This is a genomic window from Variovorax sp. Varisp53, from assembly GCF_059491555.1.
Window position 1 is genome coordinate 399,510 of sequence record NZ_CP168512.1, and the last position, 17,976, is coordinate 417,485.

General features: G+C 69.3%; 18 protein-coding genes and 1 pseudogene. 8 read left to right on the forward strand and 11 right to left on the reverse strand.

Going from position 1 to position 17,976, the window contains the following annotated elements:
* Nucleotides 1–191: 191 nt before the first annotated feature.
* Genes ACEOAB_RS01800 through ACEOAB_RS01815 form a run of 4 tightly spaced genes read right to left on the reverse strand, consistent with a single transcriptional unit; the run spans nucleotide 192 to nucleotide 2,090 of the window.
* Nucleotides 192–509, reverse strand: coding sequence for a GNAT family N-acetyltransferase (locus ACEOAB_RS01800; RefSeq protein WP_413751040.1), 318 nt, complete (start codon nucleotides 507–509; stop codon nucleotides 192–194).
* The gene (locus ACEOAB_RS01805) at nucleotides 506–1,000 is read right to left on the reverse strand and encodes a nuclear transport factor 2 family protein (protein ID WP_056588697.1); all 495 of its coding nucleotides are present in this window, start codon (nucleotides 998–1,000) and stop codon (nucleotides 506–508) included. The genes ACEOAB_RS01800 and ACEOAB_RS01805 overlap by 4 nt, the downstream gene beginning before the upstream one ends.
* A 29-nt stretch (nucleotides 1,001–1,029) precedes the next feature.
* Nucleotides 1,030–1,557 (reverse strand): CinA family protein, encoded by a 528-nt coding sequence (locus tag ACEOAB_RS01810; RefSeq protein ID WP_495653405.1) that lies wholly within the window; start codon nucleotides 1,555–1,557, stop codon nucleotides 1,030–1,032.
* A 5-nt stretch (nucleotides 1,558–1,562) separates the two neighbouring features.
* Nucleotides 1,563–2,090 (reverse strand): phosphatidylglycerophosphatase A family protein, encoded by a 528-nt coding sequence (locus ACEOAB_RS01815; RefSeq protein WP_082571963.1) that lies wholly within the window; start codon nucleotides 2,088–2,090, stop codon nucleotides 1,563–1,565.
* Nucleotides 2,091–2,263: 173 nt separating this feature from the next.
* Here ACEOAB_RS01815 and ACEOAB_RS01820 point away from each other — a divergent pair, with 173 nt between their 5' ends.
* Entirely contained in the window at nucleotides 2,264–3,703 is a 1,440-nt protein-coding gene (locus tag ACEOAB_RS01820; protein ID WP_495653406.1) for an MFS transporter, read from the forward strand.
* Nucleotides 3,704–3,830: 127 nt separating this feature from the next.
* Nucleotides 3,831–4,541, forward strand: a complete 711-nt coding sequence (locus ACEOAB_RS01825; protein ID WP_056588710.1) for a DUF3053 domain-containing protein — start codon at nucleotides 3,831–3,833, stop codon at nucleotides 4,539–4,541.
* Between the two features lie 22 nt (nucleotides 4,542–4,563).
* Here the strand turns inward: ACEOAB_RS01825 and thiL are convergent, their stop codons facing one another.
* Nucleotides 4,564–5,520, reverse strand: coding sequence for a thiamine-phosphate kinase (gene thiL, locus ACEOAB_RS01830; RefSeq protein WP_495653407.1), 957 nt, complete (start codon nucleotides 5,518–5,520; stop codon nucleotides 4,564–4,566).
* Between the two features lie 122 nt (nucleotides 5,521–5,642).
* Here thiL and ACEOAB_RS01835 point away from each other — a divergent pair, with 122 nt between their 5' ends.
* Together ACEOAB_RS01835 and ACEOAB_RS01840 are read left to right on the forward strand one after the other, a co-directional pair.
* The gene (locus tag ACEOAB_RS01835; protein WP_495653408.1) at nucleotides 5,643–6,581 is read left to right on the forward strand and encodes a hypothetical protein; all 939 of its coding nucleotides are present in this window, start codon (nucleotides 5,643–5,645) and stop codon (nucleotides 6,579–6,581) included.
* Entirely contained in the window at nucleotides 6,578–6,802 is a 225-nt protein-coding gene (locus tag ACEOAB_RS01840; protein ID WP_495653409.1) for a hypothetical protein, read from the forward strand. The genes ACEOAB_RS01835 and ACEOAB_RS01840 overlap by 4 nt, the downstream gene beginning before the upstream one ends.
* 18 nt (nucleotides 6,803–6,820) lie before the next feature.
* On the opposite strand, the gene ACEOAB_RS01845 is transcribed toward ACEOAB_RS01840, so the two are convergent.
* The 3 genes from ACEOAB_RS01845 to apaG all read right to left on the reverse strand — a co-directional run bounded on the left by ACEOAB_RS01845 (nucleotide 6,821) and on the right by apaG (nucleotide 9,847).
* The gene (locus tag ACEOAB_RS01845) at nucleotides 6,821–8,035 is read right to left on the reverse strand and encodes a YbdK family carboxylate-amine ligase (RefSeq protein ID WP_495653410.1); all 1,215 of its coding nucleotides are present in this window, start codon (nucleotides 8,033–8,035) and stop codon (nucleotides 6,821–6,823) included.
* On the reverse strand, nucleotides 8,032–9,303 hold the full coding sequence (locus ACEOAB_RS01850; protein ID WP_056588723.1) for a cation:proton antiporter: 1,272 nt from the start codon (nucleotides 9,301–9,303) through the stop codon (nucleotides 8,032–8,034). The genes ACEOAB_RS01845 and ACEOAB_RS01850 overlap by 4 nt, the downstream gene beginning before the upstream one ends.
* A 148-nt stretch (nucleotides 9,304–9,451) precedes the next feature.
* On the reverse strand, nucleotides 9,452–9,847 hold the full coding sequence (gene apaG, locus ACEOAB_RS01855) for a Co2+/Mg2+ efflux facilitator ApaG/CorD (RefSeq protein WP_056588726.1): 396 nt from the start codon (nucleotides 9,845–9,847) through the stop codon (nucleotides 9,452–9,454).
* 59 nt (nucleotides 9,848–9,906) lie between these two features.
* Between apaG and rpe the strand changes: the two genes are divergently transcribed.
* On the forward strand, nucleotides 9,907–10,602 hold the full coding sequence (rpe, locus tag ACEOAB_RS01860) for a ribulose-phosphate 3-epimerase (RefSeq protein ID WP_495653411.1): 696 nt from the start codon (nucleotides 9,907–9,909) through the stop codon (nucleotides 10,600–10,602).
* Here the strand turns inward: rpe and ACEOAB_RS01865 are convergent.
* Complete coding sequence (locus ACEOAB_RS01865; RefSeq protein WP_413750962.1) at nucleotides 10,592–10,864, reverse strand: hypothetical protein; 273 nt, start codon at nucleotides 10,862–10,864, stop codon at nucleotides 10,592–10,594. The genes rpe and ACEOAB_RS01865 overlap by 11 nt on opposite strands.
* A gap of 159 nt (nucleotides 10,865–11,023) precedes the next feature.
* Between ACEOAB_RS01865 and ACEOAB_RS01870 the strand changes: the two genes are divergently transcribed.
* The 3 genes from ACEOAB_RS01870 to ligD all read left to right on the forward strand — a co-directional run bounded on the left by ACEOAB_RS01870 (nucleotide 11,024) and on the right by ligD (nucleotide 15,629).
* A complete protein-coding gene (locus tag ACEOAB_RS01870; RefSeq protein WP_495653412.1) occupies nucleotides 11,024–12,025 on the forward strand; it encodes a succinylglutamate desuccinylase/aspartoacylase family protein in 1,002 nt (333 codons plus the stop codon).
* 73 nt (nucleotides 12,026–12,098) lie between these two features.
* Nucleotides 12,099–13,061 (forward strand): non-homologous end joining protein Ku, encoded by a 963-nt coding sequence (gene ku, locus ACEOAB_RS01875; protein ID WP_413751425.1) that lies wholly within the window; start codon nucleotides 12,099–12,101, stop codon nucleotides 13,059–13,061.
* A gap of 15 nt (nucleotides 13,062–13,076) precedes the next feature.
* Nucleotides 13,077–15,629, forward strand: a complete 2,553-nt coding sequence (gene ligD, locus ACEOAB_RS01880; protein ID WP_413750314.1) for a DNA ligase D — start codon at nucleotides 13,077–13,079, stop codon at nucleotides 15,627–15,629.
* Between the two features lie 9 nt (nucleotides 15,630–15,638).
* On the opposite strand, the gene hpaI is transcribed toward ligD, so the two are convergent.
* Nucleotides 15,639–16,448, reverse strand: coding sequence for a 4-hydroxy-2-oxoheptanedioate aldolase (gene hpaI / locus ACEOAB_RS01885; RefSeq protein ID WP_413750315.1), 810 nt, complete (start codon nucleotides 16,446–16,448; stop codon nucleotides 15,639–15,641).
* Nucleotides 16,449–16,485: 37 nt separating this feature from the next.
* Nucleotides 16,486–17,958: pseudogene (locus ACEOAB_RS01890) on the reverse strand (NAD-dependent succinate-semialdehyde dehydrogenase).
* Between the last annotated feature and the right edge of the window lie 18 nt (nucleotides 17,959–17,976).

Sequence of the window (17,976 nt, forward strand, 5' to 3'; positions counted from 1 at the left end):
CGCATCGGCGTGATCGTTCAGAGCACTGGTTGATCAGCGGAACAACGGCCGCGCTCGTCGTGCGCAGGGCACCGGGTGCTCCCCGCAGCGAAATAAAGGAGGAGGCCGAAGGCCGGGGGACATTCGCGGAGGGGAGTACCCGGTGGCCTGTGCACGCACCCCGAACAACGCAACCTCAGGGCGAGCCCTGTTCAGATCTTGAAGGCGCGTTGAATATCCGGCCGCACGAGGTCAGCGTACTCGCGGTGCTTGCGGATGTAGCCCGCGATGAACTGGCACACCGGGATCACATGCAGCCCCTTCTCGCGCGCCTCGTCGAGCACGTGCCTCGCGATGCCCGAGCCCACGCCCTTGCCTTCGTGCTCCGGCAGCACCTCGGTGTGCGTGAACATGATCGCGTCGGTCAGCAGGTTGTATTCGGCATAGGCGGCGAGCTTGCCGTCGAGCGTGGCTTCGTAGCGGTGCTGCGCTTCGTTGTTGGAAAAGGCGAGGGCGGTGTTGTTGCTCATGGCTGGCGTGCAAGAAAAGTGGCGAGGTTGGCTGCGGCGGTGGCGCGCACCTTGTTGCGCAGCATGGGCGTCCAGCCCAGCAGCAGGCCCGGCGTGCCGAGCGCCTGGCGCGACCAGGTCCAGAACGGGAAGCTGTCGCGGTGCGTCGCGATCAGCCCCTCGGGCGTGAAGGTGAAGTGCGCGTCGATGCTGTTGTCGACGAGGCGGCCGGTCGCACTGAAGCGGTAGTGCGCATCCCAGTGGGCGCTGCCGCTGGTGTCGTCCGCCTTCACGTCGCGCCAGGTCAGGCGCCACACGTCGGCGCCCTTGGCATGCGTGGCCGAGGTCAGCATGCGCCACATGCCGCCCACCTCGCGCTGCCCGCGCAGCGAGAAGGCCTCGTCGTCGAACACCGCATCGCTGGCATAGCAGGCCTTCATGGCGGCGCCGTCGAGCTTCGCGAAGGCGCTGTAGAAGCGCTCGATGGTCTGGGCATTGGTGGCTGCTGTCATGAGTCCTCTCGGGTTTGTGAAAAATCGGGTCAGCGGCCGAGCAATTCGACCAGCGTCTGCAGTGCGTACCGCACCGTGGCCGCGCGCACCGTGGCGCGGTCGCCGTCTAAGCGGGGGCGCTCGGTGCGCACGTCGCCATCGACCGACCAGCCGAACCACACCGTGCCCACCGGCTTGTCGGGCGTGCCGCCCGTCGGCCCCGCCACGCCGGTCACGGCCAGCGCCACGCGCGACGGCGGCGAATGCGCGATCGCGCCCGTGGCCATCGCGCGCGCCACCGGCTCGCTGACCGCGCCGTGCGCCGCGATCACCGTCGGGTCCACGCCCAGCAGCTCGGTCTTGGCCTCGTTCGAATAGGTGATGAAGCCGCGCTCGAACCACGCGCTCGAGCCGGCCAGCTCGGTGCAGGCCGCGCCGATCAGCCCGCCCGTGCAGCTTTCGGCGGTGGCCAGCATCCAGCCTTTTTTCTGCAGCAGGCCGGCCAGCGCCACGACCAGCGCGGGCGTGTCGTGGTCCGCGAGCGTCGGCAACGTCGAAGAAGAAAAGGAAGAATCCATCGGGTTCACCATGCGCGCCAGAGTGCAATGACCAGCAGCGTGCAGAACGCGGCCACCAGGTCGTCGAGGATGATGCCGAAGCCCGCGTGCCACCAGCGCACCTGCGCCGCGTCGCGCTGCTTGAACAGCGCATCGGCCCAGGCCACCGGGCCGGGCTTGGCGGCATCGAAATAACGGAACAGCGCGAAGGCGATGGCCTGCGCGAGGAGGCCGGCCGGCGTCACCAGCCAGAGCACGATCCAGAAGGCGATCACCTCGTCCCACACCACGGCGCCGGGGTCGGCCACGTTCATGTCGCGCGCAGTCACGGTGCAGGCCCACCAGCCGATGGGCAGCGAGGCCGCGATGATCCAGCCGATGGTGGCCGGCGTGAACCACAGCTGCATCACCGAGAACGCCGCCCAGGCCCACAGCGTGCCCACGGTGCCCGGCGCGATGCGCGGCAGGCCCGAACCGAAGCCCAGCGCGATGAAGTGCGCGGGATGCGAGAGCAGAAAGCGCAGCGTGGCGCGGCGCATCGAGGGTTGGGGCATGGCGCCGGAGGTGGTGGTCGTGGAGGAAGAAGAAGCGGCTTGCATCGGGGCAGGAGTGTCGCGCATCCGGGCCGGCACCGGTTCGGCGCAGTTTCTATTTATCAAAGTAATAGCTTGTTTAATTGGCGCACCTCGCCTAGCATCCGGGCTTCTTTCCGACTTCGTTGCTTGCCATGTCCTCCTCCTCCGCCACGCTGCGCCCCCCACCTCCCACTGCCGCATGGAGCGAACTGTTCAGCGGCCGCAACGGCTGGCGCGCGCTCGCGCTGACCGGCGGCGTCGCGCTGCACGCCGTCAACGTGCACATCGTGACCACCGTGCTGCCGTCGGTGGTGCGCGAGATCGGCGGACTCGACTGGTACGCCTGGAGCACCACGCTCTTCGTGGTCGGCTCGATCCTCGGCGCCACGCTGTCGGTGCGGCTGCTCGCGGTGCTGGGCCCGCGCGGTGCCTGCCTGGCCGCGCTGGCGGTGTTCGCCGCCGGTTCGGCAGGCTGCGCGCTCGCGCCGGCCATGCCGTGGATGCTCGCGGGGCGCGCGGTGCAGGGGTTGGGCGGCGGGTTGCTCGCGGCGCTGAGCTACGGGCTGATCCAGCTGGTGTTCGAGCAGCGGCTGTGGCCGCGCGCGGTGGCGCTGGTGTCGGGCATGTGGGGCGTCGCCACGCTGTGCGGGCCGGCCGTGGGCGGGCTGTTCGCGCAGGCCGGGCATTGGCGCTGGGCCTTCTGGTTCCTGCTGCCGGTGGCGGCGGCGCAGGCATTGCTGGTGCTCGTGCAATTGCGGCCCGGGATGGGCGTGAAGTACGCGCGGCCCGCCATGCCGCCGCGCGTGCCGACGCTGCAGATCGGCCTGCTCGCGGCTTCGGTGCTGGTGATCGCAGCCAGCGGTTTGGGGGCCGACCTGCTCTGGCAGGCCGCCGGCCTGGCACTGGGCCTGGCCATCGGCTTCGCGGCCACCCGCATCGACAGCCGCGCCGCCGTGCGCGTGCTGCCGCGCGGCGCGTATGCGATGAGCGCGCCGCTGGGCGCCATCTATGCGAGCGTGGCGCTGCTGCTGATCGGCACGGAAACCGAGATCTTCGTGCCGTACTTCCTGCAGTTGCTGCACGGCCATTCGCCGCTCATGGCGGGTTACCTCGCGGCCGCGATGGCGGGCGGCTGGAGCGTGGGTTCGCTGCTGTCCTCGGGCCGCAGTGGCGCGGGAGCCGACCGCATGCTGCGCGCCGGCCCGGTGATCTGCACGCTGGGGCTGCTGGCACTCGCGTGGCTGCTGCCGTCGCAGGAATTCTTCGGTGCCGGTCTGCTGATCGCCGTCGCGCTGGCGGCCGTGGGGCTCGGCGTGGGCATCGGCTGGCCGCACCTGATCACGCGCGTGATGTCGCTGGCGCCCAAGGGCGATGAAGGCCTGGCCTCCGCTTCGATCACCACCGTGCAGCTCTACGGCATGGCCGTGGGCGCGGCCGTGGCCGGGCTGGTGGCGAATGCGGCGGGGCTTACCGTGCCGGGCGGTGTCGAAGGCGCGCAATCGGCGGCCGTCTGGCTGTTCGCGGGTTTCGCGCTTGCGCCGGCCGCCGCAGTGTGGCTCGCGTACCGCGCTGTCGCGAGGCGCGGCTGGTGAGCGGGCCGGAAAGGGGTCAGGCGACCACGCCTTCCCAGGTCGGCGCCCGCCGGTGCGCGCCTTCATCGATGCCGTGAGGCGCTCCCTATAATTTTTGCCACCACAACACACGGGAGGGCCTCTGCCCATGAGAACTTTCATTCAACGTCTCGGGGCCCTGTCGCTCCTCATGGCCTTCAGCCTTGCACTGGTCGCCTGCGGCAACAAGGAAGCCGAGCAGCGCAAGGCCTTCACGGCCTTTCTGCAGACCCGCGTGCTCGACAAGCCCGGCCTGCGCGTGCCGGTGCCCACGGAGGAAGAGAAAGCCTCCTTCGGCGACTATGCGAAGCACTACGCGGTGATCACGGATTTCAACGAAGGCATGAACAAGTCGGTGAGCCAGCCCATGACGCAGATCATGGCCAAGGGCGCGCTACGTTCCATCGCCGACCTGGCCTCGCGCCGCGACGACCTCAAGGCCGCGAAGGACGGACTCAACGGCCTGCGCACCGCGCTCGACCAGCAGACCGCCAAGGCCGATGCCGCGCACGCGCAGCTCAAGCAGCCCGACGACCTGAAGCCGGTCTACGACAAGGCCTTCGACAAGACCGTGACCGCGCCGGCCGGCACCTTCAAGGAAGTGTTCCCCGCGCTCGACACGGTGTTCGACAGCGCGCTGACCATCGGCGACTTCCTCGAAAAGAACAAGTCGAAGATCCAGGTTTCGGGCACCACGGTCACCGTGACCGACCCGGCCGTGCAGGCCGAGCTCAACAAGATGCTTCAGCAGCTGAACGGGCAATCGGCTGCGATCAACGCGGCACAGCGAAAAATGCAGGCGATGGTGCAAGGCTCCTGAGCCGCGCGCGCGGCTCAGGCCTTCAGACGAAGTGGTCGAAGGAGCCGAAGCGCTGTGACACCGGCGCGCCGGCTGCATCGACGATGCGCAGGCCGGCATCGGCCTCGATGCGGCCGATGCGCGTGACGCAGGTGGCGCTGTCCTCTCCGGCTTGCTCGACTGCGGCGCGCGCTGACGGCGCAGCGGTGAAAACCAGTTCGTAGTCGTCGCCGCCCGAGAGCGCGCAGGTGCGCAGGATCTCGGTGCTCAGGCTGGGGGCCTCCACAGCGATCAAGGCCGTCGCCGCATCGGCATCGAGCGTGGCACCCACACCGCTCGAGGCGAGGATGTGACCCAGGTCGCCGATCAACCCGTCGCTCACGTCCACCGCCGACGAGGCGATGCCGCGCAGCGCCAGCCCGAGCGCCACGCGCGGCGTGGGCTGCTCCATGCGCGCGCGGGCCGACTCGAAGGCTTCGGCCGGCAGCGCGACCGTGCCGCGAAAGGCTTCGAGCGCCAGCCGCGCGTCGCCCAGCGTGCCGCTCACCCAGAGGTCGTCGCTCGCACGCGCGCCCGAACGCAGCAGCGCCGCGCCGGCCGGCACCTCCCCGAACACCGTGATGCAGATGTTGAGCGGCCCGCGCGTGGTGTCGCCGCCCACCAGCTCGCAGCCGTGCGCGTCGGCCAGTGCGAACAGGCCGCGCGAGAAGCCTTCGAGCCAGGGCTCGTCGACACCCGGCAGTGCCAGCGCGAGCGTGAAGGCCAGCGGCTTCGCGCCGCAGGCCGCAAGGTCGCTGAGGTTCACCGCCAGTGCCTTGTGGCCCAGCCGCACCGGATCGACGGTCGAAAGAAAGTGCCGGCCCTCGACCAGCATGTCGCAGGACACGGCGAGCTGCATGCCCGGTGCCGGCGCGAGCAATGCGCAATCGTCGCCCACGCCGAGCGGGGAGCGCACGGCGGGGCGCTTGAAGTAGCGTGTGATCAGGTCGAATTCACCCATGCGGCGAGCATAAGCGGTGGCCGTGGCACCGGCTTGCAGGCACGGCGGCGGCGTTCGAGTAGATTCGCCGTGGCGCCCGCCTTTCACTGCCGAAATCTTCTTGAAATAGAAAGTTCTCGACCATGGCTGAAACCGTTTCCGTGTCACCCGCCACCATGTCCACGACCGAGCGCGTCGGCGAGGCGATGCGCAGGGCCCTGCCCCTGCTGCCCGGCGAGGCGCGCCAGACCGTCGAGGCCATGCTGGAGCCGGCCGCGCTGGCCATCGTGGCCGCCACGCTGGTCGTGTGGGCCGGCTCGCACTTCTTCGGTGTCGGCGAAGTGGTCGACGTGATCCTGCTCGTGGTGGGGTTCGCCGCGCTCGGCACGGCGGTGTTTTCGGGCGCCAGCGAGCTTTACGACTTCGCGCAGAAGTCGGTCAACGCCAGCTCCGATGCCGATCTCGACGAGGCCGCGAAGCACTTCGCCAAGGCGGTGATGCTGCTCGGCATCTCCACGATCCAGGCCCTGCTGCTGCGCGGCGCGGTCAAGCCGGTGGTGGCCCGCGGCATGCCCAGGATCGAGCCGCTGCCCGATGTCGGCCTGCCGCCGCCGCCCGGCGGCCCCCGCCTGCAGCTGAGCCGCCCGCGCTCGATTGCTGGCGGCGCGCTCGGCGGCACCGACATGTACGGCGCCGTCACCGTCGCGCGCAACCAGAGCCTGACAGAGCAGCGCATCACGCTGTTCCATGAACTCGTGCACCGCTACTTCGCGCCGCGCACCGGTCCGCTGCGGCAATTGCGCGCGCAGCTGCGATGGAATGCCTATTCCAAGTCGGCGCTGCTGCGCTACCTCGAAGAGGCGATGGCCGAGGGCTACGGCCAGCTGCGCGTGCACGGGCTGGCGCAGGCGCTCGGGGCCTATCGCTTTCCGGTCCAGTTCGGCTATGTGACCGTCTCGCAGATGCAGGTCGAAGGCATGGCGATCGGCACCATCATCCTGGGCGGCACCAGCTTCTGGGTCAGCGTGAGCGACGGGCCGATCCCGCCGAACGCTGCGCTGCCGCCGCCGGGGTCGCGATGATCGACGAGAAAGAGGCCGTCGCTGTGGCGCGCGCCGCCGCCGCGGCGGCTGGCTGGGCCTTCGTCGAGCCGGTGCAGGCGCGGCTGCGCAAGCCCTGGTTCGGCAAGGGCGCGGGGCGTTGGGAGATCAACAGCAACGCGATGGCGTTCGGTGCGCGTGCGCGCTTCGTGATCGACGCGGTCGACGGCCGCATCCTCGACAAGGGCTACATCCCGCGCTGAAGGCCGCGCGGCCGCCGCTCAGGCCGCCGCGCCCCTGAACCGCAGCGCCGCCTGCCGAACCACCTCCGCCAGCAGCCGCTCCTTGCCCTGCTTCTCGCGCAGCCACCGCGCATCGTTGCGGTTGGCCTCCACGCTGGTGCGCAGCTCGCCCAGCGCCTGCGTGGCGTTGAGCGCCTCGCTGTGCCATTCGAGCTGCGTCATCGTCATCAGGATGTGGTCGCGCAGCGGCATGTGCTGGCCGGTGGCCGGGTCGACGTACACCGCGTCGAGGCCGAAGCGGCAGGCCTGGAAGCGGTTGTAGGTGTAGACGAGGTAGTCGTCCTCCGTCGGCGCGAAGGGCTGCTCCTGCAGGAACCATGCGGCCAGCGACTGCACGTAGCCCGCGAGCGCTGCGGCGCGCTCCACCGTGAGCGGCGTGTCGAACACGCGGATCTCGATGGTGCCGAACTCGGGCTTGGGGCGGATGTCCCAGTAGAAGTCCTTCATGCTGCGCACGACGCCGGTGCGGGTCATGCGCTCGAAGTAGGCCTCGAACTCCTTCCAGCTGGTGGTGAAAGGCGCGCGGCCCGACAGCGGGAACGCGAACACCGAGTTCAGCCGCGCCGAGTCGAACTGCGTGTCCTGCCCCTGCACGAAGGGCGAAGACGCCGACAGCGCGATGAAGTGCGGGATGTAGCGCGACATGCGGTGCAGCATCAACAACGCCGCGTCGGCGTCGGGGCAGCCGATGTGCACGTGCTGGCCGAAGATGGTGAACTGCTTGCTCAGGTAGCCGTACAGCTCCGACAGTTCGCGAAAGCGCGGCTTGTCGTAGATGCGCCGCTCGTGCCATTGCTGGAACGCGTGCGTGCCGCCGCCGACCACGGCGATGTTGAGCTTGTCGGCGTTCTTGATGAGCGCCTCGCGAATCGGCGACAGCTGCGTGATCACGTCCTGCGCCGAGTGGCAGATGTCGGTCGAGATCTCGATCATGCTCGACGTCATCTCGGGCACCACGCTGCCGGGCAGCGGGGTCTGCGCCATCAGCCGCAGCATGTCCTCGGCGTACGGGGCAAGGTCGTAGTCGTGCGTGTTCACGAGCTGCAGTTCCAGCTCCACGCCGAGCGACAGCGCCTCCGACTTGTTGAAGGGTTCGAGCTTGACCGCGCGGCTCTCGGGGTCCGATGGCAGCGGCGCCGAGCGGACGTCGTCGCTGTCCGGGTCGACGGGGGTGTTGTTGGCTGCGGCGCTCATCGCTGGGTGTCCTCCGTGATGCTGAAGGCCTGGGGCGCCCAGGGCACCGAACTCTCGCCCACCGCGTGGATGGCCACCGTGGCGAGCACCGCGCCCACCACCTCCATCAACAGGATCGAGGGCAGGGCCACCTGCGTGATCATCGTGCCCAGCAGGGGCGAGGCGGTGGCGAAGTTGGAGGCGATGAGCAGTGCGATCGACGACAGCGGCGACATCGCGCAGCCGACCCAGAAGGCCTGCTTCCAGCTTGCGCCGCTGCCCGGGTTGGCAATGGCCACGCCCGAGATCTTGGCCAGCAGGCGCACGCCGATCACGGCCACCACCACGCTGGCCACCGGCAACGTCCAGTCGGCCTGCGCCGCCACGATCGACACCAGCACGAACATCAGCATGGTGAGCAGCGAGGCGGCCGTGCCCAGTTGCCGCTGCCAAGCCCACGGCTTGGGGTTGAGCGTCTTCAGCAGCACGCCGCCGATCAGGGCCGCCAGCGGCGCCGAGCCGCCGATGTGCGCGGTGAGCGCGGCGCCCGCCGCGATGATCGCCAGCAGCAGGATCGACGTGTTCTCGCTCGACGGGCTCATCACCCGCAGCGCCGAGCGCAGCGCCAGCGCCATGATCCCGCCGACCACGAACGAGAGGCCCAGCACCACCGCCACCGGATAGAGCTTCTGCAGCATCGTCTGCGGCGCGCGCTCGATCAGCCCGGCCTGCGCATAGCCCAGCGCCAGCGCATAGAAGGTGTTGAGCGTGGCCAGCGTCATCGCGCGCTCGGTCACGGGGCCGGCGGCGCGGGTGTCGATGATCACGCGGCTGAGCACCGCGGGCGAGGCGACGATGGCCATCAGCGCGATCGGGTTGGCCACCGGCTCGGGCAGGCCCAGCAGCGTCAGCACCCAGTACACGCCGAAGTAGGTCAGCGTGGCTTCGAGCAGGCTCTGCACCAGCACCATCGGGTTGTGGCGGAACCAGCGCAGCGGCAGCCGACCGCCGGCCTCGAACAGCACCACGGCCACGCCGAGTTCGAGCAGGAAGAGGCTGATGCCGCGCAGGGGCCAGATCGCGCCTTCGAAGCCGGCGAAGCCCACCACTGCGCCGACCAGCGAGTAGCCGATCACCTTGGGCAGCCCCAGGTAGCGTTGCACAAGGTGGCCGGAAGCCGCCGCCACCGCCAGCAGCAGCGACCACAGCACGGTGGGCAGGCCCGCCGAGGGGCGCACCCATTCGGACCAGAAGCCCAGCAGATCGTTGAGGAAGCTAGTCAAATTCATCCAGAAGAAGGAAAAAGCTCTGCGGCGCCGAGGAAGGCGCCGCTGCGGGGTTGTAACGCATGGTCGAGTCCATGGCGTGCAGGACAAAGGCGTTTTCTGTCCATCCGGCGATTTGATCGCCGGAGAACGCCGCGGCGCAAGAGGTTACCTAGTGCAGCACGCGCGAGACGGGGGCGCCGCCGATGTCGGCTTCGAGCACGAACATCGGAATGGGCACGTCGAAACGCTCGCCTTCCTCGGTCACCACGAAGTAGCTGCCGTGCATCGTGCCGCTGGGCGCCTGCAGGCGGCAGCCGCTCGTGTAGCGGAAGGATTCGCCGGGCGCAAGCAGCGGCTGCTGCCCGATCACGCCGAGGCCCTTGACCTCCTGCGAATGGCCAGAGGCATCGTTGATGAGCCAGTGGCGGGCGATCAGCTGAGCGGCCACCGAGCCTGTGTTGGTGACGGTGACCGTGTAGGAAAAGGTGTAGATGTTGTCCTTGGCGGACGACTGGTCGGCCAGGAAGCGCGGTTCGACCTGTACGCTGAAGGGGCTGTGCGGCATGGGCGCATGGTAACGGAGGCCTTTGGTCGGACTTGCGGCGGCTGCGAGAATCAAGGGTTATGAGCACCCCGTTCCGCATCGCGCCCTCCATCCTGTCCGCCGATTTCGCGCACCTCGGCAAAGAACTGACCGACGTGATCGCGGCCGGCGCCGACTGGATCCACTTCGACGTGATGGACAACCATTACGTGCCGAACCTGACCTTCGGCCCGATGATCTGCCAGGCGCTCAAGCCCTACGCCAAGACCGCTGCCGGCGCACCGGTGCCCATCGACGTGCACCTGATGATCCAGCCGGTCGATGCCCTGGCGGCCTCTTTCGCGCAAGCGGGCGCCGACTACATCAGCTTCCACCCCGACGCCTCGCCTCACACGCACCGCAGCATCCAGGCCATCAAGGCGGCCGGCTGCAAGGCGGGGCTGGTGTTCAACCCGGGCCTGGGCCTGGAGGCGCTGGACTGGGCGATCGATGACATCGACCTGATCCTGATCATGAGCGTGAACCCCGGCTTCGGCGGCCAGAGCTTCATCGACTCGGCCCTGCGCAAGATCGAACTCGCGCGCAAGCGCATCGAGCAGAGCGGGCGCGACATCCGCCTCGAGGTGGACGGCGGCATCAAGGCCGACAACATCGCGCGAGTGGCCTCGGCTGTCGCCGACACATTCGTGGCCGGCAGCGCGATCTTCAACGCCAAGGACTACGGCGCCGTCATCGCCGACATGCGCAGGCAGCTGGCCGGCGTCGTCAGCGCCTGACCTTCCCTCCGCCTTCGACGCTGTCGGCCTCCAGCGCGCGGTCGGTGTCGACCAGTCCGCGCTCGACGTCTTCCTGGGCCTGGCGGCCCACCCTGGGGGGCTGGCCGTCCTGTGTCTGCTGGCTGTCGGACGACTGGTCGCGCTCGTGCGGCAGGCGCGGCGCCGATTCGCCGCCTTGCTCCACCTTGGTCTTGCCGCCGCCGGCGTCCTTCAGGGGATCGGCCGGCGGGGTTTTGCGCTTGCTGCTCTTGCTGGGGGTCATGCGTGGCTCCTACGATGAGGAACGAGCCTGCGTCGCCGCCGCCGCCGGGCCGGTAGGAAATACGAGGCAGCCCCTGTAGGTGTCCGCTCGGCGCTATGAGGCGCTATGAAATGGGTAGCGCCTTTGCGCGCATGGAAGGGCCTCCGCAATAATCCCCCGATGTCCTCCGATCCTTTTGCCGGCGTGGCCACCGACGGCCTGCGCATCCACGCCTTCGCCTCGCTGAACCCCGGTCCCCGGCTGCTCGTGATGGGTGGCGTGCACGGCGACGAAATTTCCGGCACCCTGGGCATCGAGCGCATCCTGGCCGAGTTCGATGCCGGCACGCTGCAGCTGCGGCGCGGCGAGCTGACGCTGGTGCCCGTCGCCAATCCATTGGCCCGGCGCCGCATGCAGCGCGAGGGCGAGCGCAACCTCAACCGCCTGTTCCGCCCCACCGAGGCGCCGGCCGACTACGAAGCCCGCATCACCAACGTGCTGGCCCCGCTGATCGCGCGCCACGAGGTGCTGCTCGACCTGCATTCCTTCCAGAGCGAGGGCGAGGCCTTCGCGATGATCGGCCCGCGCGACAACACCGGCGCGCTGGAGCCCTTTGCACGCGCGTACGAAGAAGGCCAACTCGCGCTGCACATCGGCACGCCCATCGTGGTGGAAGGCTGGCTCGACATCTACGCCGCCGGCCTCGCGCAGCGCGCAGGAGGCGTGCCGGCCGACGAGGCCGCGCTCGACTTCGGCCGCGGCACCAACGAATACATCCGCAGCCGCGGCGGCTACGGCGTCACGCTCGAGTGCGGCCAGCACCTGGACCCGCAGGCGCCCGAAGTGGCATGGCGCGCCATCCGCCGCACGCTCGCGCTGCTGGGCATGGCGGCGCTGCCCGAAGGGCTGTCGGGCGGGCCCGCGCAGCCGCCGAAACTGCTGCGCCTGGCCAGCGTGACCGACCGCCTGCACGAGGAAGACAGCTTCGTGCGCGACTGGGCCACCTTCGACGAAGTGCTGCGCGGCGAGCCCATCGGCATGCGCCACGACGGCACGCTGGTGAGCGCGCCCGACGACGGCTTCATCGTGTTTCCGAATGCTGTGGCGCTGCCGGGCGCCGAGTGGTTCTACTTCGCGCGCCCGAGCGAGCGCCAGCTCGGACCCGTGGCCGGCGCGGCCTGACGGCGCCTGGGGCCGCGCTCCTACACCGCCCGGGCAGGGGCGGCGCACATTCCCAGCCTGAAGGAGTGCGTCCATGTCCATCTCGAAAAAAGCTCCCGCGCCGCGCGTCCTGTGGAAGGGCGCCATCAGCTTCGGCCTCGTCCACATCCCGGTCGCGCTGTACTCGGCCACCACCGACCACGGCATCGACTTCGACTGGCTCGACAAGCGCACCATGGACCCGGTCGGCTACAAGCGCATCAACAAGAAGACCGGCAAGGAGATCGCGCGCGAGCAGATCGTGAAAGGCATCGAGTACGAGGACGGCGAGTACGTGGTACTCAGCGACAAGGAGATCGCGGCCGCCTATCCCAAGACCACGCAGACCATCGAGATCGAGACCTTCGTGCCGGCCAACGGCATTCCCTTCGTGTACCTGGAGCGGCCCTACTACGTGGCGCCGATCAACCGCGGCGCGAAGGTGTACGCGCTGCTGCGCGAAACCCTTCAGCGCAGCGGGCGCGTGGGCGTGGCGCGCGTCGTGATCCAGACCAAGCAGCACCTCGCGGTGCTGGTGCCCGTGGGCCCCGGCCTCGTGCTCAACCTGCTGCGCTGGGGCGCGGACATCCGGCCATGGACCGACCTGCCGCTGCCTTCGGAAGACGCGAAGAAGGCCGGCCTGAGCGAGCGTGAGATCAAGATGGCCACGCAGCTGGTCGACGACATGAGCGCCGACTGGGACCCCGGCGAATTCAAGGACGAGTTCAAGGACGAGATCATGCGGCTGGTGGACAAGAAGGTGAAGGCCGGCCAGACCGAGACCGTCACGCAGCCCGAGCCCGAGGAAGAGCAGCGCACCGACGAAGGCCGCGGCGCCAAGATCCTCGACCTGACCGAGCTGCTGCAGCGCAGCCTGCGCAAGGGTGGCGGCAAGCCCGCCAAGGACGAAGAGGAGGACGCAGAACCGGAACCGCCGCCCAAGGCCGCCGCGAAGAAGCGCAAGCCCGCCGCGAAAGCCGCGCGCAAGGCCCCCGCCCGCCATCGCCGCGCCGCCTGAGTGAGGCCGGCCGCGATGGGCGCCACCGCATCGACCGCGCGCAAGGCCCTGGCGCGCTACCACGGCAAGCGCGACTTCTCGCGCACGCCGGAGCCCAAGGCCGGTGGCCGGCCGGGCAAGGGCGTGCTGTCCTTCGTGATCCAGAAGCACCACGCGAGCCACCTGCACTACGACTTCCGGCTCGAACTCGACGGCACGCTCAAGAGCTGGGCCGTGCCGAAGGGGCCGTGCCTCGACCCGTCCGTGAAGCGCATGGCCGTGCACGTCGAGGACCACCCGATCTCGTACGCGGATTTCGAGGGGACCATTCCGCCGAAGCAGTACGGTGCGGGCACAGTGATCGTCTGGGACCGCGGCGACTGGCTGCCCGAAGGCGACGCGCGCAAGTCGCTCGCGGCCGGCAAGCTCAAGTTCGAACTGCGCGGCGAGAAGCTGCACGGCCACTGGACGCTGGTGCGCATGCACGGCAAGGGCGACGACAAGCATGAGCCCTGGCTGCTCATCAAGGAACGCGACGGCGAGGCACGGGCGATCGATGAGTACGACGTGGTCGAAGAACGGCCGGCGAGCGTGATCACCGGGCGCGGCGTGGACGAGGTGGACCAGCCGCCGAAGAAAGTCGCCAGCAAGGCGTCCGCAAAAAAGCTTGCAGGCATTGCCGAGAAAAAGACCGCGAAGAAAGCCCCGCTGCCGGCCACCTTCCAGCCCCAGCTCGCCACGCTCGCGGCCTCGCCGCCTTCATCGCCCGGCGACTGGCTCTACGAGCTCAAGTTCGACGGCTACCGCCTGCTGGCGCGCATCGACAAGGGCAAGGTCCGCTGCTTCACCCGCAACGGCCACGACTGGACCGCGAAGCTGCCCGCGCTCGAGAAGGCGCTGGCGAAACTGCCCACGGCCAGCGCGTGGCTCGACGGCGAGATCACCGTCGAAGGCGAGAACGGTGCGCCCGACTTCCAGGCGCTGCAGAACGCCTTCGATCGCGGCAAGACCTCGTCCATCGTCTACTGGCTGTTCGACGCGCCCTTCCTCGATGGCGAAGACCTGCGCGACATGCCGGTCGAGGAGCGCCGTGCCCGGCTCGCGAAGCTGCTCGGCCGAAAGCCGCCCGTGCCGCTGCGCCTGAGCGAGGCCTTCGACGCTTCGCCGCGCGACCTGCTCGCGTCGTCGGCGCACATCGGCTTCGAGGGCATCGTCGGCAAGCGCAAGGGATCGCCGTACGTGTCGCGCCGCTCGCCCGACTGGATCAAGCTCAAGAACCAGCAGCGGCAGGAATTCGTGATCGGCGGCTTCACCGCGCCGAAGGGCTCGCGCACCGGCTTCGGCGCCTTGCTGCTGGGCGTGCACGACGAGGCCACCGGCCGGCTGCGCTACTGCGGCAACGTGGGCACCGGCTTCGACGCGGGCCGCCTCGCCGACGTCAAGGCTCGCCTCGACAAGTTGGCCACCGACGTCTGCCCCTTCGAGCCCGCGCCGCGCGGCGTCAGGGCGCAATGGGTCAAGCCCACGCTCGTGGCCGAAATCTCGTTCGGCGAATGGACGCGCGAAGACCGCGTGCGCCAGGCCGTGTTCCAGGGACTGCGCGCCGACAAGCCCGCGCGCGACATCCGGCGCGAGCGGCCGCAGCGGATCAGGGAGATCGAGGCCGCACCGAAGCCGAAGAACCAGGAAGCAAAGACACCCATGATCCCGAAGATCACCCACGCCGACCGCGTGATCGACAAGCACAGCGGCATCACCAAGGGCACGCTCGCGGCCTATTACGACAGCGTTGCGAAACTCATGCTGCCGCACCTGCGCGGGCGGCCGGTGTCGCTGGTGCGCGCGCCCGAGGGCGTGGGCGGCGAGCTGTTCTTCCAGAAGCACCTGCAGAACAGCGAGATCCCCGGCGTGCGCCTGCTCGATCCCGCGCTCGATCCGGGCCACGAGCCGCTGCTGCAGATCGACACGAAGCAGGCCCTGCTCGGCGCCGCGCAGATGAACGTCATCGAGCTGCACACCTGGAACGCCACCTCGCGTGCCATCGGCAAGCCCGACCGCATGACCTTCGACCTCGACCCCGGCGAGGGCGTCGCATGGCCGCAGATCCAGGAGGCCGCGACGCTGGTGCGCACGCTGCTCGACGAACTGGGCCTGCCGTGCTTCCTCAAGACCAGCGGCGGCAAGGGGTTGCACGTGGTGGTGCCGCTGCGGCGGCAGTACGACTGGGACACCGTCAAGGGCTTTTCGCAGGCCGTGGTGGCGCACCTGGCCGAGACCATTCCGTCGCGCTTCGTGGCGAAGAGCGGCCCACGCAACCGCGTGGGCAAGGTGTTCGTGGACTATCTGCGCAACGGCTTCGGCGCAACCACCGTCAGTGCATGGTCGGCGCGTTCGCGCCCGGGGCTGGGCGTGTCGGTGCCGCTCGCGTGGGACGAATTGCCGGCCTTGACCAGTGCCGCGCAATGGACCGTCGCCAATGCGGCCGAGCGCTTCGAAATCGGCAACAAGCCCTGGGCCGCCATGGAGCGCAGCCGCAAGAGCCTGACGGCCGCGATGAAGCTGCTCGGCTACGAGCAACAGCAGAAGTAGGGCGGCCGCTCAGTAGGCGCCGCGCGATTCGGGCGGCACTGCGGCAGCCGAGGGCGCGCCGAGAAATTCGGCCGCCAGCTTGCGCGCCGCGCCCGCGTACAGCAGCACGTCCACGCCCACTGCCACGAAGGTACAGCCCAGCTCCAGATAGCGCCGCGCCAGTTTCGGATCGGAAGTGAGCGTGCCGGCCGCCTTGCCCGAAGCCACGATGGTCCGCATCGCGGCCTCGATGGCAGCCTGCACCTCGGGATGGCCGGGCCTGCCACGATGGCCCATCGAGGCCGCGAGATCGGCCGGACCGATGAAGACGCCGTTCACGCCGTCTACCGCGCAGATCTGTTCGAGGTTCGACAGGGCCGTCACCGTCTCGGCCTGCACCAGCAGGCAGACCTCGCCGTCGGCCACATCGAGATAGTCGGTGCGCGCGCTCCACTGCGACGCGCGTCCGACCGCGCTGCCCACGCCGCGAATGCCCAGCGGCGGATAGCGCGTGGCCGACACCAGCGCGCGCGCCTGCTCGGCGGTGTCGACCATGGGCACCAGCAGGTTCTTCGCGCCGATGTCCAGCAGCTGCTTGATGAGCGCGGTATCGCCCTGCACCGCGCGCACCACGGGCTGGGCACGGTGCGGCGCCACCGCCTGCAGAGCGGCCAGCGTGGAGCGCAGGTCGTTGGGCGCGTGCTCGCCGTCGATCAGCAGCCAGTCGAAGCCGGCGGTCGCGCTGACCTCGGCCATGTACGGATCGGCCATCGAGAGCCAGAGGCCGACCTGGGGCTGGCGCGCGGCGAGCGCGGACTTGAAGGGGTTTGTTGCGGGCATGGGGCTTGTCCGTCGATGAAATGGGAATGCCGGGAACTCAGTCGAGCTGGCCCTGGCACACGTACTTGGTGTGCATGTAGTCGTCCAGGCCGTGCACCGAGCCTTCGCGGCCGTAGCCCGAGTCCTTCACGCCGCCGAAGGGCGCGGCCTCCGCTGCGAGCGCGCCTTCGTTGATGCCGACGATGCCGCTCTCCAGCGCGTCGGCCACGCGCCAGATGCGCCGCGCGTCCGTCGAATAGAAGTAGGCCGCGAGGCCGAAGGGCGTGTCGTTGGCCTGGGCAATGACCTCGGCTTCGCTGGTGAAGCGCGTGAGCGGCGCGACAGGGCCGAAGGTTTCCTCGCAGGCACAGGCCATGGTCGAGTCGGCATCGGCCAGCACGGTGGGCGCGAAGTAGTTGGCGCCCAGTGCCGGCAGCCGCGTGCCGCCGGTGAGGATGCGCGCGCCGCGCGCGACCGCGTCCTGCACATGGCGATCGATCTTGTCCACCGCGCGCGCATTGATCATCGGGCCGATCTGCGAGGCTTCGTCGCTGGCCGGCCCGACGCGCAGCGCCGCCACGCGCGCCACCAGCAGTTCGGCAAAGCGATCGTGTACCGACTCGTGCACGAACACGCGGTTCGGGCACACGCAGGTCTGCCCGCCGTTGCGGAACTTGGCGGCCATCAGGCCTTCGACTGCGGCGTCGAGGTCGGCGTCGTCGAACACGATGAAGGGCGCATTGCCGCCGAGTTCCAGCGACAGCTTCTTCAGCGTATCGGCCGAGCGGCGTGCGAGGTGCTTGCCCACGGGCGTCGAGCCGGTGAAGGTGATCTTGCGAACGCGCGCATCGTCGAGCCAGGCATCGACCACCTCGGGCGTGCGCTCGCGCGAGGCGGTCACGATGTTGAGCACGCCCGGCGGCACGCCGGCTTCGGCTGCCAATGCCACGAGCGCCAGCGAGGTCAGCGGCGTGTCTTCCGCTGGCTTGCACACCACGGTGCAACCTGCGGCAAGTGCCGGAGCGATCTTGCGCGCGATCATCGCGGCCGGGAAGTTCCACGGCGTGATCGCGGCGACCACGCCCACGGGCTCCTTCAGCGCGAGCATGCGCCGGCCCGTCACCGGCGCCGGAATGATGTCGCCATTGGCGCGCGTCGCTTCTTCGGCGAACCATTCGATGTAGCTGGCCGCGTAGGCGACCTCGCCGCGGCCCTCGGCCAGCGGCTTGCCCTGCTCGCGCGAGATGAGCCGGCCCAGGTCTTCCTGGTGCGCGAGCACGAAATCGTTCCAGCGCTTGAGGATCTGCGCGCGCTGCTACGCCGGAACCTTGCGCCATGAAGGAAACGCGGCATGAGCCGCATCGACCGCCGACCACGCGTCCGCCGCAATCGAATCACGCACTTGCGCAACGAGTGCGCCGGTGGCCGGGTCGGTCACGTCCAGCGTGCGGCCGGGCGCGGCGCGCAGCCACTCTCCGGCGATGAAGTTGGCCGAGCGCATCAGCTCGGGCCGCGAAAGTGTCAGAGGCATGTACTGGAGAGAGAAGGA

Coding starts and splice junctions, on each gene's coding strand:
- apaG (WP_056588726.1), bottom strand. CDS start 9,847: ATGCCGCACAGCCCCTTCAGCGTACAGGTCGAACCGCGCTTCCTGGCC.
- ACEOAB_RS01825 (WP_056588710.1), top strand. CDS start 3,831: ATGAGAACTTTCATTCAACGTCTCGGGGCCCTGTCGCTCCTCATGGCC.
- ligD (WP_413750314.1), top strand. CDS start 13,077: ATGGGCGCCACCGCATCGACCGCGCGCAAGGCCCTGGCGCGCTACCAC.
- ACEOAB_RS01840 (WP_495653409.1), top strand. CDS start 6,578: ATGATCGACGAGAAAGAGGCCGTCGCTGTGGCGCGCGCCGCCGCCGCG.
- thiL (WP_495653407.1), bottom strand. CDS start 5,520: ATGGGTGAATTCGACCTGATCACACGCTACTTCAAGCGCCCCGCCGTG.
- hpaI (WP_413750315.1), bottom strand. CDS start 16,448: ATGCCCGCAACAAACCCCTTCAAGTCCGCGCTCGCCGCGCGCCAGCCC.
- ACEOAB_RS01845 (WP_495653410.1), bottom strand. CDS start 8,035: ATGAGCGCCGCAGCCAACAACACCCCCGTCGACCCGGACAGCGACGAC.
- ACEOAB_RS01870 (WP_495653412.1), top strand. CDS start 11,024: ATGTCCTCCGATCCTTTTGCCGGCGTGGCCACCGACGGCCTGCGCATC.
- ACEOAB_RS01800 (WP_413751040.1), bottom strand. CDS start 509: ATGAGCAACAACACCGCCCTCGCCTTTTCCAACAACGAAGCGCAGCAC.
- ACEOAB_RS01835 (WP_495653408.1), top strand. CDS start 5,643: ATGGCTGAAACCGTTTCCGTGTCACCCGCCACCATGTCCACGACCGAG.
- rpe (WP_495653411.1), top strand. CDS start 9,907: ATGAGCACCCCGTTCCGCATCGCGCCCTCCATCCTGTCCGCCGATTTC.
- ku (WP_413751425.1), top strand. CDS start 12,099: ATGTCCATCTCGAAAAAAGCTCCCGCGCCGCGCGTCCTGTGGAAGGGC.
- ACEOAB_RS01820 (WP_495653406.1), top strand. CDS start 2,264: ATGTCCTCCTCCTCCGCCACGCTGCGCCCCCCACCTCCCACTGCCGCA.
- ACEOAB_RS01815 (WP_082571963.1), bottom strand. CDS start 2,090: ATGCCCCAACCCTCGATGCGCCGCGCCACGCTGCGCTTTCTGCTCTCG.
- ACEOAB_RS01810 (WP_495653405.1), bottom strand. CDS start 1,557: ATGGATTCTTCCTTTTCTTCTTCGACGTTGCCGACGCTCGCGGACCAC.
- ACEOAB_RS01805 (WP_056588697.1), bottom strand. CDS start 1,000: ATGACAGCAGCCACCAATGCCCAGACCATCGAGCGCTTCTACAGCGCC.
- ACEOAB_RS01865 (WP_413750962.1), bottom strand. CDS start 10,864: ATGACCCCCAGCAAGAGCAGCAAGCGCAAAACCCCGCCGGCCGATCCC.
- ACEOAB_RS01850 (WP_056588723.1), bottom strand. CDS start 9,303: ATGAATTTGACTAGCTTCCTCAACGATCTGCTGGGCTTCTGGTCCGAA.